An 18857-nucleotide genomic window follows, 5' to 3' on the forward strand; every position below is an offset into this window, starting at 1 on the left:
AGTTTCTTTTTCATGAAAAAGTTATTTGAAGAGTGTAGATTCTTAAAAAATGAACCTGTATAGTAAAAAAACAACTGAAGACACTACAAATAGTTTATTTGTGTGTTCAACAGTTGTTTTATTTTTTTTCTTGTAAGCGAGGAACGACGGTTTCTCGTTTGACGAGTTGATGAGGAATGACTAAACGAACACCGCTGCTGATTTCATCGTGGATCAATTCGTATAATTTTTGCATTGCAACCCTTCCTAATTCAGAAATATCGATATCGATACTGGTTAAATAAGGGTGAGTCAATGTAGCGAAAATAGAGTTATTGAAGCTGATGATCGATAGGGTATCAGGAATTCGATAGCCATACATTTGTGCTAGTTGCATCGTTCGTAAGGCAAAAATATCGTCAATGACTACCAGCGCTGTTGATTGTGACTTTTTCAAAATGGCATCAAAAGCTAAATAATCTTCGGGTTGTTCGATCACTACACTAGGATGAACTGTAAGTCCAGCTAGCATCAAGGCTTTTTGGTAGCCAAAATAACGTTCGAAGTAAAGGCTCTCGTGGGTTGTATTGGTTACGAAAAGAATGTTTTCATGACCGTTTTGAATCAAGAAATCCGTGGCTTGTTTACCTAATAATTGGTTATCATTATCGACATAAATGATTTCATTCTCATGTCGGTAAGGCTGACCAATCAAAGTGAAGGGGATCTCATTCGTATAGAGATAATCTATGACAGGATCTTCACTGTCGGAATAAACTAAAATAAACCCATCGACTTGTTTTTGCAGATGCATTCGCTGCACGTTTTCTAATAAAGTATCAAAATTTTTGGCTGTTGCTATAGCAGTTGTCAGATCATAACGGCGTGCTTCTTCATTGATCGCTTCCATGATCTCAAGATAAAAAGGATTCCCAATCCGTTCTTTTGAATCAAGGGGTGGGAGAATGACGCCAATTGCGCTAGAAATTCTTTTCCCTAGATTTCTAGCAGTGATATTTGGTACATAGCCTAGTTCATCCATGACTTTTCGTACTTTCTTTTTGGTTGCCTCTGAGATGCTTGGATGGTCATTGATGACCCGTGAAACAGTCGAGGTCGCAACACCAGCTTTTTTGGCTACATCCTTCACTGTGATCGCCATAAACGATACACCTCTTTTCTAGACTTGCTTTTCATTTAAACGATGAAATTGATAAGTGGTAGAGCAAATTTTTTCTTGTCCCGGATATAATGCGATTGACCCAAATTCAGGGAAATGAACGGCATCAGGAAGTTCTTGTGGTTCAATTGCCAACCCATAATTTGAGTGCATTTTTTGGCCATTGATTAAAAAATCTGCTTCAAATCCAGTCGTAGAAAATAATACCATACTTTTGCTCGTCGTTGCTATAGACAACTGGCGACCAGCTTGCTTTTCGGTCAAGGTAAGTATTTTCTTCGTTCGTTTAGGCGTACTTAAAACAAAAGCATCATCTAGTCCGTTTGGATCATTCGTTAAAATTTCCATTAGCGAATGTGAGTGTTTAAAATTAAGCGGTAAGTCGCTGAGAGCGATCACTTCACCAGTTGGTATTTTTTCGTGATCTAAGGCTAATATTCCATCTGTTTGGATCGTTAGTTCATGATCGTAGATATCTCGTTTGCCATTGCCAGAAAGATTGAAATACGCATGATTCGTTGGGTTGCAGATGGTTTCAGTCGAGCTGCTTGTCTTGGTGATCATTTCTAATTTATTTTGGGTTATCTGATACGTAACGGTTGCGGTGATCGGACCGGGATAACCGGAAAAAGTATCCTGCAAATAAAAAACAACACCGATCGCTGTAGGAGTCTCAAAAACTTCTACCTCCCAATACTGAAATGCCCAACCGTTTGAACCACCATGGATATGGTGATTTCCTTCGTTTTTTTCTAGTTGGTGATCAGCCCAAGAACCATTTTTAATTCTGCCAGCGACTGGTCCAATCGTTGCCCCAAAATAGCTTTGATCTTTTAAAACGTCTTCTAAGGAATCATAAGATAATAAGACATTTTCTAAGTGACCATTTTTATCTGGAGCCAGAATTTGATGAAGCCTTGCCCCGTAGTTGAGAAGAACGACTGTTAGTTCGTCGTTCTTCAATGTGATTTGCTTCAAGTTGGTGTTGGGAATGGGGGTCACAGTGATGGCGGGTTTAGACATACTGTGCCCACTCATTTTTTAAATAGTCTAGTGTAAGGCAAGTCGTATCAGGTACGACTGGGATATCTTTTCCAAGATCTTCTATTCGTCCAACACCAATTGGAAATGCCCCGCTAGCACGGATTGCTTTGATCCCAGATTGTGCGTCTTCGATCCCGATGCATTCTTGTGGGGATAAGCCAATTTCTTTTGCGGCCAATAAGAAAATATCGGGAGCCGGCTTACCAAGTTTGATTGTTGCGGGATCGGCAATTGCATCGAAAAATGGCGTTAATGCCATTTTAGCAAGGAGGAAAGGTCCGTTTTTACTAGCTGAAGCAAGGGCAATCTTGATCTTGTTTGCTCTCAATTCTTCAAGTAATGGCAATATCCCTGGAAAAACATCTGTAGGCGTGATCGCTTGAATCATTTCAAGATAGTACTCATTTTTTCTGTGCGCTAATTCTTGAAATTCTTGTGGGGAAAACTCACTTTCTTTTTGTCCGTAGGAAAGCAATAAGCGAAGTGAATCTTCTCGACTAACCCCTTTCAATTGTTCGTTGAATGTTCGATCAATGGGAACACCGATTTCCTGACCTAATTTTTTCCAAGCGCGATAATGAAACTCCGCAGTATCTGTAATCACCCCATCTAAGTCAAACAAAACTCCTTTAAACATCTAATTCCTCCTTACGCAAAGGTACCTTTAACTGGTCTTCTAAAAGATACGTTTTTTCGTACACCTTTAATGGGCAACTTTCGCCTGATACTAAAGTCAATTGCACCTGTTCACTAGACACCGAAACAAATAATAAACGACCACGATAATTCACATGGAAGGAGTAGGCTGTCCACGTGTTTGGTAAGAAAGGAGCAAAACGTAACTGTTCGTGATCTGTTTTCATTTGAGCGAATCCTTGGACGATTGCGAGCCAACTACCAGTCATCGACGTGATGTGTAAGCCGTCTTCGGTATCGTTATTATAATTATCTAAATCAAGGCGGGCTGTCCGTTGATACATTTCCACTGCCTTATCCTCCATACCTAATTCAGCAGCTAAAATGGCATGGATGCTTGGTGAAAGGGAAGACTCATGAACGGTCATTGGTTCATAAAAATCAAAGTTCCGTTGTTTTTCTTCTTTACTAAACGAGTCGTTGAAGAAATAGATTCCTTGTAGCACATCCGCCTGCTTAATGAAACAAGAACGTAAAATTTTGTCCCAAGACCAATGTTGGTTTAATGGAAGCTCGCTAGGAGATAGCTCTGATACCGGCAATAATTCTTTATCTAAAAATGTATCATGTTGGACAAAAATACCTAATTCTTCATCTTTAGGAAAATACATATTTTCTGCAATGGTTTGCCAATTCGTTAGTTCTTCGTCAGTGATCGTTACAGTAGTTTCTGTTTGGAATTTTAAATAGTTTTCTCTAGTATACGTTAATACCCAGCAAGCTATCGTATTGGTATACCAGTTGTTATTGATGTTGTTTTCATATTCATTCGGACCAGTCACACCATGGATCATATATTTGTTATGACGTTTTGAAAAATGAACCCGATCTGCCCAAAAACGAGCAATCTCAACTAATACTTCTAACCCTTCTTTTTTCAAATAAGCGGTGTCACCTGTATAGTTCGTATAGTTGTAAATCGCATAAGCGATCGCACCGTTACGATGGATCTCTTCAAAGGTAATTTCCCATTCGTTGTGGCATTCGACCCCTGTAAAAGTAACCATTGGGTACAAGGCGCCTTTTAACCCTTGTTGTTGGGCATTATGAATAGCTTGAGGCAATTGATTATGGCGATATTTAAGGAGATTTTTTGTCACTTCAGGTTTTGCCAAAGCAAGATATAAGGGGACAGCGTAAGCTTCCGTATCCCAATAAGTAGCACCACCGTATTTTTCTCCTGTAAAGCCTTTAGGTCCAATATTCAAACGTTCATCTTCGCCATAATAAGTAGAAAATAGTTGGAAAAGATTGAAACGAATCCCTTGCTGTGCTTCCTCGTCACCTTCGATCACCACATCAGCCAGTGCCCAGCGTTTGCTCCAAGCAGTGGTTTGTTCTGCTTTTGCTTGCAGATAATGACTTTGTAAGTCACTAAATTCTTGGAGAATCTGTTGGACTTGCTGTGCTTCGGGGATGTCACGGCTCGTCAATACAATCACTTCTTTATCAAGTGTCACGGATTGATTCGTTGTTAAGTCGAAAGAAAATTCCCCAAGGACGGCTAATGTATCTTCGTGGTAAATTGGTTGCGCTAATTCTTCATTCACGAAATGTCTCATGGCAGCTGTTACGGTAAATTGTTCGATCGCAAAATTATTTGGAATCGTTTTGGTCATTAAGTAGGCCGTTTCATCAGAAGTACCTCGACCGATTTCATTCCAAAAATGTTCATCATAGTTACTATCTTCATTTTGAACGTTACTATCCAATTTAGAGATGACTTTGACCGTGCCATTTCCTTCGAGCATCGTAACTGTTAAACGAATATAAGCAGCTTCGCTTTTGACGATACTTAAAAAACGTTCAAAGGTGATCTTTAGTTTGTTAGTTGCAGTCGTTACTGTGTAACTACGTGATAACACACCGTTTTTCATATTCAATTCCCAATAAAAGTCTTCTGGTTCGATTGTAGCAAGGTCTAATAATTGCTCATCGATATAGATATCCATGGCAATAAAATTGATTGCATTAATCACTTTGCCAAAATATTCGGGATAGCCATTTTTCCACCAACCAACACGAGTCTTATCGGGGTACCAAACCCCAGCTAAATAAGTTCCTTGATGATGATCACCTGAATAGGCTTCTTCAAAATTCCCTCGCATGCCCATGTATCCGTTACCAATACTAGTTAAAGATTCCTGTAAACGGAGATTTTCCCGATCTAATGTGTTGGTGCTGATCTTCCAAGGATCAATTTGAAATAGGCGCTTGATTTGTTTCATTGTACTCCTCCTAGATAATTTCATTGATACGTTTATAATAAACGCAACCGATTGCGTAAGTCAATATAAATAAAGCAGAATTTTTTAGCGGGGATTTAAAATAAAGGGATAAAAAGGTGATTTTCCTGGAAAACATTAACTGTTTTGATAATAAGTTACTACTAAATGCGAAAAGAAAATGATTCTTCTGATAGCGACTGTTTGGGTAGAAAGTGAATAAAATCAAAAATAAAGCATTTACAAAAAAAGAAACAAAGGCTATAATAACTAACAACGAAACCGATTGCATAAAGGAGAGCAGGAGTTATGAAGAAATTATTTAATTTTGAGTTTTGGCAAAAATTTGGGAAAGCTTTAATGGTTGTTGTGGCAGTGATGCCAGCTGCGGGTTTGATGATCAGTATCGGGAAATCTATCCCGTTGATTGACCCCGATTTAGCTTTTTTAGTAACAACGGGTGGTGTCATTGAAAATATTGGTTGGGCGATCATCGGGAATTTACATCTGTTGTTTGCTTTAGCAATAGGTGGAAGTTGGGCAAAAGAGCGTGCAGGTGGTGCTTTTGCAGCAGGGATCTCATTTGTTTTGATCAACCGGATCACGGGAGCGATTTTCGGAGTGACGAGTGAGATGCTAGCAAATGAAGATGCCTTTACCCATACATTATTTGGCACGAAGATCATGGTCAAAGGATTTTTTACCAGCGTATTAGAGGCACCTGCGTTGAATATGGGCGTGTTTGTAGGGATTATTGCTGGTTTTGTTGGTGCAATGGCCTATAATAAATATTACAATTATCGTAAATTACCTGATGCGTTATCTTTCTTTAATGGAAAACGATTTGTTCCTTTTGTAGTGATTATTTGGTCAACGATTGTAGCTTTAGTATTGGCTGTTGTCTGGCCAAATGTCCAAGCAGGTATTAATAATTTTGGTCTTTGGATTGCTCAGTCACAAGAAAGTGCACCGGTTTTAGCGCCATTTCTTTATGGTACCTTAGAAAGATTATTGTTACCTTTTGGTTTGCATCATATGTTGACGATTCCGATCAATTATACGCAATTAGGGGGCACGTATGAAATCTTATCTGGTGCACAAGCAGGAACGCAAGTCTTTGGGCAAGATCCTTTATGGTTAGCTTGGGCTACTGATTTGGTGAATTTAAAAGGTGCGGGGGATTTGTCACAGTATGAATTTGTGTTGAACAACTGGACACCAGCTCGTTTTAAAGTGGGGCAAATGATTGGTTCTTCTGGTATTTTGATGGGGTTAGCTTTAGCCATGTATCGAAATGTTGATCTTGATAAAAAAGCGCGCTATCGTTCCATGTATTTCTCAGCTGCATTAGCTGTTTTTCTAACAGGGGTTACTGAACCATTAGAATTTATGTTTATGTTTGCTGCAGTTCCACTTTATATTGTTTATTCTGTGATCCAAGGGGCAGCATTTGCAATGGCAGATTTATTACCGTTACGTGTTCATTCCTTTGGAAACATCGAATTGTTAACTAGAACTCCTCTAGCGATGAAAGCTGGACTTGGTGGCGATTTGCTTAACTTCGTCATTTGCGTCATTTTGTTTGGAGTCGTTACGTACTTTGTGGCAAACTTCATGATCAAAAAATTCAATTTTGCTACACCAGGGCGTAATGGTAATTATGATAGTGACAGTAACGATAGCAGTGGGAATGGAGAACAAACGACAGTCCAAGCTGGCACGTCAGACCCACAAATCATCAAAATCATTCACTTATTAGGCGGGAAAGATAATATCAAAGATGTAGATGCATGTATGACACGGTTACGTGTGAGTGTAGCTGATCGTGAGAAAGTAGGTTCAGAAGAAGAATGGAAACGTGCAGGCGCTATGGGGCTAATCGTCAAAGATAATGGTGTACAAGCTGTCTATGGTCCAAAAGCCGATGTATTAAAATCAGATATCGAAGATTTGCTTCAATCGGGGGTGCCTATTCCTGCTCCAGTAGAAGAAGTGGTCGTTGAAAAAGACACAGTTAATAACCAAACGTTAGGTATACGAAAAGAGTTGCAGACTGTAGCAGCTGGTGAAGTGATAGACTTGGCAACAGTCAACGATCCTGTTTTTTCAAAGAAAATGATGGGGGATGGCTTTGCTGTTATTCCGACGACTGGTGAAGTTGTGGCACCTGTTACTGGGAAAGTAGTTAGTATTTTTCCAACAAAACACGCTATTGGAATGGAAACAGAAGAAGGTGCAGAAGTACTAATCCATATGGGAATCGACACAGTCCAAATGGATCAACCAGCTTTTGAAATCCTGGTAACAGAAGGTCAAACCGTTGAAGCAGGAGCAAAACTGGCACAAATGAATCTAACCGAAATCAAAAATGAAGGAAAAGATATAACGATTATGGTGGTATTTACGGATGGGAAAGTCAATGAAATGATTCTCAAACATTTAGGACCAACGGAATTAGGAACAGTAATTGGCGAAATAAAACTGTGATCATTATAAAAGACACCCAACAATAATGAGTAAGATGACCAGTACCAAATTTAATTCCTTATTTGGTTTCCGATAGTCAGTTTTTCTGTTTCTCAAATAAGTCTGAAAACACGAAAACGCTATACTTCGTTTTTGAGTTCTCAGACTTATTTTTTGAATATCTGCGAGCGGGTAAACAGTCACAGCTAATAATCCATGGCTATCCTATCATAAAAGAAATGAAGTAAGTTTTAATCAATAAGGAGAATTGAAGATGAAGATGATGACTTTGAATACACATAGCTGGTTAGAAGAATCACCAGAAGAAAAGATGCGCCAGATCGTAGATAAAATCTGTCAAGCAGATTATGATGTGATTGCTTTACAAGAAGTCAATCAATTAATCACTTCCGAAAGTATCGTGAATGAAGAATTAAACAAATTTTGTCCAGTTATAGAACAATCGCCCGTCCATGTCGATAATTTTGCTTATTGTTTGGTGCGCTACTTAGCCAAACAAGGGAAAGACTATTATTGGAGTTGGGAAATGAGTCATGTCGGTTATGGGATTTATGAAGAGGGGAATGCGCTGCTTTCTAAGACACCACTAACCAGTGAAGCAATCTATGTTTCTGAAACAAAGCAAAAAGAGGATTACCACACTCGGAAAATTTTGATCAGTCAGACGATGATCGATGACCAAACAATCACTCTAGCAAGCTGTCATTTTTCTTGGTGGATAGATGAAACGAAGGGCTTTGCTTTTGAATGGCATCGCTTGATGGAACACTTAGCTAATCTCTCAAATCCACTGTTTTTAATGGGAGATTTTAACAATCCAGCAGGAGAGGCAGGCTATCGCTTGGTTGAAAAAAGCCCTCTTGCGATTGTCGATTCCTATACTGTTGCCCAAGAAGTTCATGGTCAGGCAACCATTGAACAGAAAATCGATGGATGGGAAACGAATACAGAGCAGTTACGAATCGATTATATCTATGTACCACAGGAATTCTCAGTTCCTTCTTATCGTAGTATTTTTGATGGAAAACAAGAAATCATTGTAAGTGACCATTATGGAGTAGAGATAACGGTCAGCCCCATTCAATAAAATAATCAAAAAGTCCCATAGAAAGGATGTATCCATTTTTCTTTCTATGGGACTTTTTGTTTGCAGCAGCTTCAGCTACGTGCAGAAATTTGATTAGATAATGAAATGACTGTTAGCGCGATGGGAAGCACCAAGGAGGAAGGCAATAAAATTCTCTGTTTCTTTGGTCTCTGCATTGTTTTTTTAACTCGGCTGGACTTTTTTTCCGCTGGGCAGAAATGAATTCTCGGACATTTTTCAAGGAGTCGGACTCTTTAGTTACCGGTGTATTTTTTTGTAAATTGGTATTATGTAGTACTTCCTCATGTAAAATATCAAAATGGTCTATAAATCGATCTTTATCGGAATCGGTTAGAATTGGCAAGTTATCTAAAAGATTCAAAAGTACAACGAGGGAATCTTTGATTTTAGGCTCATGAGGTTGCAGATCTTCACCGCTAGGCTCACGATGTGGCAGTTCATTAATTAACTGCTCTATGATGCTTGTCAGCTCTATTACCTCTTCAGGAGAGTTTGCAGTTTTTTTTAAAATGTCTAAAATGGTATTTCTTTTAGAATAATCTTGGTCATTAATACAAGTTGATTCACTCATTGACCGAACATTTGAAATGGGCGTAGGTGATTGATCACCAATTACAGTTACATATAGCGGCTCAGGACCACTCTTTGGCAGCTCATACAGCCGTTCATCAGTTGATTCATTAATTGATAGCGAATCCTCAGGTAGATCTTTAAGTATCATTTTAAGGTGAGACTCAGTATTAAGGGTAGTATTCGTAGATTGATGAACAAAAGCATGTCCGATTTTTTTTTTCAAAGTCAATTGTCGATTCGTTGTTTGAGGCATATGTATCACTCCTTCTTTTCTGTATTCTAGTATAGTTTATAAAAGAAGAGAGTAAATAAATATTTTTTCTTATGTTTAGAAAAAAAGTAGCTACTAACACGATTCGTTTATTAGGACTACTATATTTGACGATTTGTTTGCTATTTTATAAAAAGGTATAAAAAAGAGACAGCTTCCGTGTTGAGATATTCTCTTTTTGATCCACAGAAGCAAGTCCCTTATTTTTTAGTTATCCTCCCAACCTGGTAACGATTTTTGACAAAGAGTCCGATCAAAACGAACCAACCAATCAGGAAGAATGCCATCACAAAGTAAAAGAAAATTGGTAAATCATAATAGAGAGTGATCTCATTGATTCCATTGTGCTGTTTGACGATAGGAGTACCGATATCTGTTAATTGATAATCTGTCAATTTTTTGCCGTGTTGCAGTAACACTGTGCGGTCATAGACAATGACTGGTAAATGGACAGTTTCTTCCCCAGTGTTTTTCCATTTGATCGTTAAACGTCCACCAGGATGAGATTTAATGAACGTGGTTTCTCCTTCCAAGATTTCTTCATTATAGCGATCATATTTATTTGCTTTAGTTTCATGATAGATTGGTAGATAATCGGGTGTTGTCTTTTGAAAAACGAATAAACTAGTCGACATATCATGGTCATAAAATGTTTTTCTTGCCTCTGCTGGTGTATCAAAGAGATACGTGTGACGGCTGACAAATGTTTCGTCTTGCCATTTATCCAGATGCTGATAGAGGTTTTGGATCGTTTGTGCAGAAGCGACAAAGAGAAATAGGACCCTCAACGCACGATACCAATTTTTCTTTTCCCATTGATTTAGCGCAAGCGCTAAAAAGAGTAGAAAGAGCAAGGTAAATGGGACAAAGAAACGAAAAGGAAACTGGATCAAGCTTACGAAAGGTACCTCTTTTTCCACTAGTGTTGTCCAAGGGATCAAACTGGTTGAAAGTAGGAAGAATCCAAGACTTGTCCGTAAAAGTAACTTTGTAAAAATGTCGTAGCGACGGCGGAAAAGAAGATACAGTATCAGTCCGATCAATAAAAAAATTGGAAAAATCTTGGGATATGCTAGCCAATAGCTGCCATCCAGATTGATTGCTTTTTGGCTCATTTCTCGGTTGACAAAAGGTGGCAAAATCTTATTTCCACCATAGACGATAGCTAATCCTGCCCAAATATTTGCTGTCAGTACAAAATAAAAGAGGACAGATTTGGTCAGTTGCCCGATCGCTTTGCCTTTTTCTGTCTGAGTAAAGAAATAATAAAGATAAAAAGGGATATACATCAGTACCAACATAACGGTGGACAGTAAGTGGATCTGAGTCATCAGTGCAATTGAAAAGGTAACTTTCAAGACAGGAAATTTTTTATGAACAACAAAGTCCACTAATGGAATCATACATAAGGGATAAAAACAGGTGCCCCAACTGGTAAAGCCCTGATTGATTGCCCAATATTGAATGGAATAAGTCGTCATAAATAATACCGAGATTGGTATGCTGACCCATTTTTTCACCTGAACATAATTCAATAGTGTCAACATCGACCAACCAGAAATCACAAAGAGAATAAAATTTGATAAGATTTGATAGTGGAACCAACTGCCTGAAACTAAAACGATCAAGCCTTGAAAATAAGCAAACAACGGACCATAGATCGCATTGACGATACGCCCGCTTTGCTGAAATCCATACATGGAAGGGAAATAATGGAAATCCCAATTAGCGAATTGTTCAGCGGTATCGTAAAAACGGTTATAATGAAATGGTGCATCTGCTCCAATGATAAGGTCATGTGTTAGGATATTTGGCATAACAAATAAGAATGCAAATAGTAAAATTGTCAAATACGGAACATATTTTTTCAATTGTCATACTCCTTTTTTGATAGTGTAACTTATTTAATCATAAAGCTTACCTAAAAGAGTGGCAAGAAATTCGAAAAAATATGAAAAAAATTATCATTATTACAGGAAATTTTCAAAATACATCCTTTGTTGCTCGCTTTATTTAGATCAATAGTTAATTAAAAAAACAGCCATAGTATGAGATGCTATGGTTGTTTTTCCCTATTCGTATAAGACTAATAGTCAAATCTACGAATGATTCTTATTTTATCCGTTTATAGTTTTTATCAAAATAACGACCTTCTCGGATATCACTAGGCATTCCTTCATAAGGAGCTTCACTAATGACATCTTCATTATTGAGACCAGCATCGCCCATATAAGTAATGTTAGCGAACTCTGGTACTAACAATTTTGGATAAGTTTCATATTTTTCACGTGCTGCTTCCATCTCAGCTATATGTTCATTTTGGAAAGTAACTGTGATCTCAGGATGTTCTTCAACCCATTTAGGAAAGAAAATCGTTCCATGTAATTTTTTTTCATTGGGCATGAAATCCAAGGCCACGTCAGTACCAGTTGGTTCAGTCCAAGTAATTTTGAAGACGCCATCTGTTAATTTAACGATATCTGCTTCTTGATCTTTGACCCAACGGCCTTTGACCATTCCGCCGTGAATTCGATAGTCGACAGTATGGTCATTTTTAGCATACCATTCATATTCCCAACCATTATCGTACGTATAAATAAAGTGTGTACCGATAAAATCTTCTAGTTCTTTAAATTCTTTCATGAAACAACAGCTCCTTTTAAATTAAAACATGTAATAAAGTACATGTTTTTGATTACGTGATTATGATAGAATGAATAAAAGGATTTGTCAAGGAGGAGAGAGCATGGCGAGAAAAAATACGCTACGCTATATTTTGTTAGGATTGTTGAGTAAAAAAAAGATGACAGGCTATGAATTAAACCAATCGTTCAAAAATGAAATCGGTGAGTTTTGGCAAGCGAAGCATAGTCAAATTTATCCTGAATTAGCAAGAATGGAAGAACGAGGGATCATCAAACATGAAGTTGAAATTACAGGGATGAAATTGGAGAAGAAAGTCTATCAATTAACGGATGAAGGAAAGGCATTGTTAAACGAATGGATTCGGACGCCAACGAATGAATTACCAGTCAATCGAGATGAGTTTGTGTTGAAATTATATTTTGTGAAAGATGTGAATGATCCGATGTTGAGAGAGATCATTGAGCAGCAAAGGGATCTCCATGAAGAAAAGCGAGCGCATCTATTGGCACGCCAAGAGAGGATATTTCCAACAAGAAAAGAACAAGAAGAAAATTATGGACACTATTTGATTTTATCCCATGCGATCAATCGAGAAACAGAATATGCGAATTGGTTGACGGGCGTATTAGAAGAGCAAAAAAGATAGAAATAATAAATGGAATAGAGAATATAAGATAAACTTAATTGAATAACTTCATTTAATGATAGTAGTGAATTGAAAAAGATAGAAAAGAAGCAAAAAATGTAGTCGATTATCGTCAATTTCTTAAACTGTTTTGGTAAAACACATGAGAAATTGGGATATTTGACTACATTTTATTTTCCATTGCTTAAAGATTTTTCAATAATTGTTCGAAATCAATTTTTTCGCTTACGGGGACAATTTTATACGTGAGTTCGTCTGTTGCTTCATCGTGGATGATATAAAGTTTTGAGTCTTCAGTTGTCTCTTTGAAATCACCGATCAATAAAACAGTATATCTTTCATCAATCAATTCGATTTCTTTGATTGCTTTGGAAAAAACTTTGCGGACATGCTTCATTTTTTTTAGACGTTCTTCGGCTTTTTCAGCTGATTTGTTCAACGTATAGCCTTCATCTAAATATTTTTTGATAATCTCAACCTTGATAACAGTAGGTAATTGATATTTTCGAGGACAATTCACACCAGTAGAAACGGAACGAATGAATTCTTTTTGTTCCCAATATCGTAACTGACGTGGAGACACACCGACAATTTCACTTAGTTCACTGATTCCTACCAGTAAATGATCATTTTCTAATAAACGTTTCAGGGATGCTCCTACCATTTTTGTCCCTCCTTTTGTTGTCTAACTTTCCTTAATTATACTTGGGATAACTTATGTGTCAAGTAGGTTGACAAATGAACGAAATAGGACTAAAGTATTCAAGTGGTTTCAGAAAGAATTCAGAAAGAAGGAGAAATATGAATAAAAATCAACCCGTAGATATTTACGGCAAACCATATAATCGGACACTATTAGTTGTCGTTTTATTGATTGGTACCTTTTGTACGGTATTAAATCAAACCTTATTAACTACAGCTTTTCCTACGCTGATGAAAGATTTTGATATCTCTGCATCAAGTGTTCAATGGCTAACAACAGGGTTCTTATTGGTTAACGGAATCATGATTCCGATTACTGCTTGGCTGATCAATAAATTTAGTTCAAGAAGTTTATATTTATCAGCAATGTCAGTCTTTTTAATCGGAACAATTACCTGTTTTGTTGCCCCTAACTTTAGTACTTTATTGATTGGACGTTTGATCCAAGCCTGTGGTGTGGGTGTTTCAATGCCTTTATTACAAAATATTATGTTATCGATTTTCCCACCAGAAAAAAGAGGATCTGCCATGGGGATGTCAGGGATCGTTATTGGATTGGCTCCAGCTTTAGGACCAACATTATCAGGTTATATTATTGATAACTACCATTGGCGTGATCTATTTGGTATGGTCTTACCAATTGTCGTCTTAGTTTTAGTCTTAGCCTTTTTCTTGATGCGAAGCGTTATTCCGTTATCAAATCCAAGTATCGATATTCTATCTGCTATCCTTTCAACAATTGGATTTGGTAGTTTGCTTTATGGATTTTCAAGTGTCGGTGATGCTGGATGGGGCAGTGCGAAAGTGATCGGCTTCTTGATCGTAGGGGTAATATTTATTGCCTTATTTGCATGGCGCCAACTTCGTTTGGAAAATCCATTCTTGGAACTGCGTGTATTTAAATCATCAACCTTTACGATTGCAGCAGTTTTAGCTGGTGTAACGAATATGGCGATGGTCGGTGCTGAAATGGTTGTTCCTCTATATATCCAAAATATCCGTGGTGAATCAGCTTTTCATTCTGGCTTGATGTTACTACCCGGTGCCTTGATTATGGGGGCGATGATGCCGATCACAGGTGCGATCTTTGATAAACACGGTGCAAAACGTTTAGCGATTGTCGGGATGTTCGTGCTAACCGCTGCAACAGCACCATTTGCTTTCTTAACAAAAACAACGCCTATTTTATATATTGTTGTTCTCTATGCGATTCGGATGTTTGGGATCTCTATGGTTATGATGCCAGTAACAACATCTGGTATGAATGCTTTACCAAACAAACTGATCAGTCATGGGACTGCAGTAAACAATACCTTCCGACAAATTGCTAGTTCGATTGGGACAGCTATTTTGATCAGTGTATTGACCAATGTAACAAAAGATAATCTACCTGCAAAATCAGTCTTAGAAAGCACGCCTTTAACTTATAAAGACCAAGCGATCAATGCGACATTATCTGGTTACCACGCAGCATTCTTTGTGGCGATCGTCTTTGGTGTGATTGGTTTTGTGATTGCCTTCTTATTGAAGAGAAAAGAACCTGTTCTAGCGAAAGCGGGGGATAAAGCATGATTATTTTCGTATTGATCATTAGTTTAGTGGCTTTTGCCCTAATGAATATCTTTGCAAAAAAAGCTTGGCAAACAATTGTATCATTACTTTTTGGGTTAGTCTTTGTGGCATCCTTAGGGTTGATCGTGGCTAATTTATCCAACCATTTTGGTATGGAAAAAGTAACTGAAACGAAAACCACTAACATCGTATCAAGTGCTGATTCAGATAGTGCAAATATGCTTTTATATCAAGCGTTAGGTGACGGAACTGAAAAAGTCTACCTTTACCGTACGAGTGAAGACCAAAAGAAACCAAAAGCTACCGGTACTGATAATGAAACCAATAAAGTAGAACGTACGACTGGTCAAGCGCAAAAAGTAGCAAAAACAACTTATTGGGTCTATAAAAATGATATGTATAAATTCTGGTTCAATCTAGCGGATAATAACCACGAATATGCCAGTCGTGTGAATACCTTTAAAATTCCAGCTGATTGGATCGAATTAAGTACGGATCAAGCAAAAACATTAGCGCAACGAGTAAAAGAACAACAAAGTACGATGGAAAGCGACGCAAAGGCTTTTGTACAAGAAGGTCTGATGAAAGCTATGACTGAAAATCCAGCCATGACGCCAGAAGAACAAGCAACATTGTCAAAAGAATTAGCAACGCAATTCCAACAACAAGCATTAACGAAATTAGTTGAAGAAGTCAAAGCAAATAAATAGTCAGCTAATCAAGTAAGTGCAAGAATCAGTTAATTTCAAAAAGGGCTCCTCCCTACAGTTGAACGATCAGCTGTGGAGAGTCCTTTTTTTTGTTATACTGAACAAAAAAGGGGTGGGGAAATGCAAAAAAAATATTCTTTTCAGTCAAAAATTTATGCTTCTGAAATAGGTAAGGGTGGCGCATATATCATTTTTCCTTATGATCTCAGAGAAGAGTTTGGTGTAGGCCGAGTCAAAGTTCAAGCGACATTTGATGGAGTAGCATATGAGGGAAGTATTGTGAATATGGGGGTGAAAAACGAAGATGGAACAATTTGCTACATCTTAGGGATACGTAAAGATATTCGTAAAAAAATTGAGAAAGACATCGGTGATATCGTTTCTGTAGAAGTGATTCCAAAAAATTAAACAAGAAACAACTTCACTTTTGGAATAATTAATTAGCAGCCCATTTTTTGTAATTAATAAGAGAAAGATGTTGATTGAAATAATAAGAAAATTATTTTTTTTAAAAGAATTAAAATAGAAGAAAACAAAATCTTAAATTAGTAGATAGTAGAAAAAAGAGAGAGGCACAAGCCCCCCTCTTCAATCAATATCAATCGCTTATTCTGCACGCAGAGCAATCGCTGCATCTTTTTTAGCAGCCATTCTTGCTGGGATGTGCCCACCTAACATCGTTAAGATCGTAGAGACGATCACGAGGATCAGTGCATGGAGTGGGTTCAGTTGAGCCACATTTTTTAGATCAGTCATTTGATAGAGTAAATGATTGATTGGGAACGTTGCTAACCAAGCAATCAAAACACCTAATAAGCCCGAAGAGATTCCTAAGATACAAGTTTCTGCGTCAAAAACACGAGTGATATCTTTTTTACGAGCCCCTAATGCTTTTAACACCCCGATTTCTTTGGTACGTTCGATGACTGAAGTATACGTGATAATACTGATCATGATCATACTTGTCACTAGTGAGATACCAGCAAAAGCAACCAATACATAAGTGATGGCATCCATCAATCCACCAGTCAATTCAGTCATTGTTCCTGCTAAGTCAGAGTAAATGATTTTATCTTCTTCTGCTTTTCCTTTGTTGTAAGCATCTAAGTAATCAAGGATTTTTTCTTTGTCACCAAAGTTATTTGGATAGATCATGATGCTAGTTGGAATGCTATCACCGCCTAAATAGCTGATCAGTGATTGTTTAGCTGTTTCATCCACTTTTTCGTTGGACATCACGTTCGTATCACTATCTTTTTGCGCTTTTACAATTTCAGAATCTTTATTTTCGTTAACGATTTGTGTCGTTAATTGATCACTATATGCGATTCCAGGGGAAAGAAGATTCATTGTTGAAGAAGATTTCACTCGTAAAATCCCTGCAATTTTTACTTCGTTCGTTGAATTAGCATACATCGTATCATAATCAGTATTTGGAATAAAGTTGCCAGTAGGTAATTTCGTGTAGTAATCATTGTTGTTGATCACTTTGAAAGTTGTCCCAACAATGCGATCAAAGTCTAATTTTTGACCGTCTTTTACATCAAAGCCCAGGTTTTTCAAGGCATTGATATTTGTATTGTTGTTACCATCTACGATCAAGACCACGTCATTCGCAGAAGCAGGATAACTGCCTGAAAGCAGTGAATAGTTCGCTTTTAAAAAGTTTTCTTTTTGATTGTCTAACTGTGTTGGAAAACTGGAAACACCGACACCCGTCATAGCAGACATTGTGCTTGATAACGATAATGATTCGTTTTCAGGGTTTTGGTTAGAGAAACTTACTGGTTGCACTTTACCATCAACTTGGCGAAGCATATTGATACCAGTAGCACGAGTAAAGCCAATATTATTACTTAAATTAGGATCGATATCTTTGACATAATCTACATAAGATTGGTCGATTTTATTGGTGTGCTGTGCTTTATCTTCATCACTGATTTTAGCAGTTACCTGTTTTGTATTTGGATAATCCGCTTTACTCGTACCCAATGAAGCAGAATCTGTTGAACGATTGGTTGTCACTTTGGAGATAGTGATCGGGAATTTTGCCATCGTTTCAGACTGTGTTTTATCAATTTGTTTTTGGAAGCCTGAAGATAATGCCAAGACGATCGCAATCCCGATGATCCCAATACTTGAAGCAAAGGACGTCAAAAATGTTCGCCCCTTTTTCGTGCGGATATTATTAAATGAAAGTTTCAAGGCTGTCCAGAAACTCATTTTTGTCCGACGTAAATTGAATTGATCATCTTTTGGTCGTTCGATATGAGGATGTGAATCTGCCAAGATTTTACCATCTGAAAATTCAATGATTCGATCTGCATATTGATGAGCAAGATCAGGGTTATGGGTAACCATGATTACTAGCTTCTCATTAGATAGTTCTTGGATCAATTCCATGATTTGGATACTTGTTTCGGTATCTAGTGCTCCAGTTGGTTCATCGCATAAGAGGATATCTGGATCGTTGGCTAAAGCACGGGCAATTGCGACCCGTTGCATTTGTCCGCCAGATAATTGGTTTGGTTTTTTGTGCATATGATCCGTTAAACCGACACGGCGTAAGGCTTCCTCAGCCTTTTGACGTTTTTCTTCTTTGACTACACCGCTAAGTGTCATCCCTAATTCAACATTTTCGATGATTCCTAAATGTCCAATCAAGTTATAACTTTGAAAAATAAAACCAATCGAATTATTTCGGTAAGCATCCCAATCACTATCTTTAAAGTCTTTTGTGGACTTTCCGTTGATCACCATATCTCCGGAATCATAGTTGTCTAAGCCACCGATGACATTCAACATCGTTGTTTTTCCTGAACCACTTGGACCAAGAATGGCAACAAATTCTTTTTTTCTAAAGGCAACAGATACGCCGTCTAATGCTTTAGTCGTTGTTTCGCCAACTTTATAATATTTCTTTATATCTTTAAGTTGTAGCATATTCGTCCTTCTTTCTTATTAGAATATTCGGTATACTTAAAAGTATATCAGAACAATAAACGCAGTATAATCAAT

Annotated in this window: 15 protein-coding genes; 6 read left to right on the top strand and 9 right to left on the bottom strand. The window is 37.6% G+C overall.

Annotation, left to right across the window (positions count from 1 at the left end; genetic code table 11):
- Positions 1 to 118 precede the first annotated feature (118 nt).
- The 4 genes from AB3I12_RS03500 to AB3I12_RS03515 are packed head-to-tail and all read right to left on the bottom strand — an operon-like array spanning position 119 to position 5127.
- Positions 119 to 1141 carry a LacI family DNA-binding transcriptional regulator gene (locus tag AB3I12_RS03500; protein WP_063626481.1) on the bottom strand — a complete coding sequence of 341 codons (1023 nt, stop codon included), beginning with the start codon at positions 1139 to 1141 and terminating at the stop codon, positions 119 to 121.
- A gap of 18 nt (positions 1142 to 1159) precedes the next feature.
- Positions 1160 to 2182 (bottom strand): aldose epimerase family protein, encoded by a 1023-nt coding sequence (locus AB3I12_RS03505; RefSeq protein WP_063626482.1) that lies wholly within the window; start codon positions 2180 to 2182, stop codon positions 1160 to 1162.
- Entirely contained in the window at positions 2175 to 2840 is a 666-nt protein-coding gene (gene pgmB / locus AB3I12_RS03510) for a beta-phosphoglucomutase (protein ID WP_063626483.1), read from the bottom strand. The genes AB3I12_RS03505 and pgmB overlap by 8 nt, the downstream gene beginning before the upstream one ends.
- Positions 2833 to 5127, bottom strand: coding sequence for a glycoside hydrolase family 65 protein (locus AB3I12_RS03515; RefSeq protein ID WP_063626484.1), 2295 nt, complete (start codon positions 5125 to 5127; stop codon positions 2833 to 2835). Before AB3I12_RS03515 ends, pgmB begins: the two co-directional genes overlap by 8 nt.
- 306 nt (positions 5128 to 5433) lie before the next feature.
- Between AB3I12_RS03515 and AB3I12_RS03520 the strand changes: the two genes are divergently transcribed.
- Entirely contained in the window at positions 5434 to 7611 is a 2178-nt protein-coding gene (locus AB3I12_RS03520; protein WP_063626485.1) for a PTS transporter subunit IIBC, read from the top strand.
- A gap of 253 nt (positions 7612 to 7864) precedes the next feature.
- Positions 7865 to 8698 (top strand): endonuclease/exonuclease/phosphatase family protein, encoded by an 834-nt coding sequence (locus AB3I12_RS03525; protein ID WP_063626486.1) that lies wholly within the window; start codon positions 7865 to 7867, stop codon positions 8696 to 8698.
- Positions 8699 to 8810: 112 nt separating this feature from the next.
- Here AB3I12_RS03525 and AB3I12_RS03530 read toward each other — a convergent pair whose 3' ends face one another.
- From AB3I12_RS03530 to AB3I12_RS03540, 3 genes are all read right to left on the bottom strand, one after another.
- A complete protein-coding gene (locus tag AB3I12_RS03530) occupies positions 8811 to 9545 on the bottom strand; it encodes a hypothetical protein (protein ID WP_063626487.1) in 735 nt (244 codons plus the stop codon).
- Between the two features lie 218 nt (positions 9546 to 9763).
- Entirely contained in the window at positions 9764 to 11434 is a 1671-nt protein-coding gene (locus AB3I12_RS03535; protein WP_063626488.1) for a hypothetical protein, read from the bottom strand.
- A 241-nt stretch (positions 11435 to 11675) separates the two neighbouring features.
- Positions 11676 to 12206: a phenolic acid decarboxylase gene (locus AB3I12_RS03540; protein WP_034699269.1), complete on the bottom strand. Its 531-nt coding sequence runs from the start codon at positions 12204 to 12206 to the stop codon at positions 11676 to 11678.
- 103 nt (positions 12207 to 12309) lie between these two features.
- Between AB3I12_RS03540 and AB3I12_RS03545 the strand changes: the two genes are divergently transcribed.
- The gene (locus AB3I12_RS03545) at positions 12310 to 12855 is read left to right on the top strand and encodes a PadR family transcriptional regulator (RefSeq protein ID WP_063626489.1); all 546 of its coding nucleotides are present in this window, start codon (positions 12310 to 12312) and stop codon (positions 12853 to 12855) included.
- Positions 12856 to 13039: 184 nt separating this feature from the next.
- Here the strand turns inward: AB3I12_RS03545 and AB3I12_RS03550 are convergent, their stop codons facing one another.
- Complete coding sequence (locus AB3I12_RS03550) at positions 13040 to 13519, bottom strand: MerR family transcriptional regulator (RefSeq protein ID WP_010720251.1); 480 nt, start codon at positions 13517 to 13519, stop codon at positions 13040 to 13042.
- A gap of 137 nt (positions 13520 to 13656) precedes the next feature.
- Here AB3I12_RS03550 and AB3I12_RS03555 point away from each other — a divergent pair, with 137 nt between their 5' ends.
- From AB3I12_RS03555 to AB3I12_RS03565, 3 genes are all read left to right on the top strand, one after another.
- On the top strand, positions 13657 to 15129 hold the full coding sequence (locus AB3I12_RS03555) for an MDR family MFS transporter (RefSeq protein ID WP_034699264.1): 1473 nt from the start codon (positions 13657 to 13659) through the stop codon (positions 15127 to 15129).
- Entirely contained in the window at positions 15126 to 15839 is a 714-nt protein-coding gene (locus AB3I12_RS03560) for a DUF4811 domain-containing protein (RefSeq protein ID WP_010736929.1), read from the top strand. The genes AB3I12_RS03555 and AB3I12_RS03560 overlap by 4 nt, the downstream gene beginning before the upstream one ends.
- 120 nt (positions 15840 to 15959) lie before the next feature.
- Positions 15960 to 16247: a DUF1905 domain-containing protein gene (locus AB3I12_RS03565; RefSeq protein ID WP_034699260.1), complete on the top strand. Its 288-nt coding sequence runs from the start codon at positions 15960 to 15962 to the stop codon at positions 16245 to 16247.
- A gap of 198 nt (positions 16248 to 16445) precedes the next feature.
- Here AB3I12_RS03565 and AB3I12_RS03570 read toward each other — a convergent pair whose 3' ends face one another.
- Positions 16446 to 18782 (bottom strand): ATP-binding cassette domain-containing protein, encoded by a 2337-nt coding sequence (locus tag AB3I12_RS03570; protein WP_063626490.1) that lies wholly within the window; start codon positions 18780 to 18782, stop codon positions 16446 to 16448.
- Positions 18783 to 18857: the final 75 nt, after the last annotated feature.

It is taken from the genome of Enterococcus sp. C65 (genome assembly GCF_040887165.1).
Lineage (GTDB): Bacteria > Bacillota > Bacilli > Lactobacillales > Enterococcaceae > Enterococcus_B > Enterococcus_B hirae.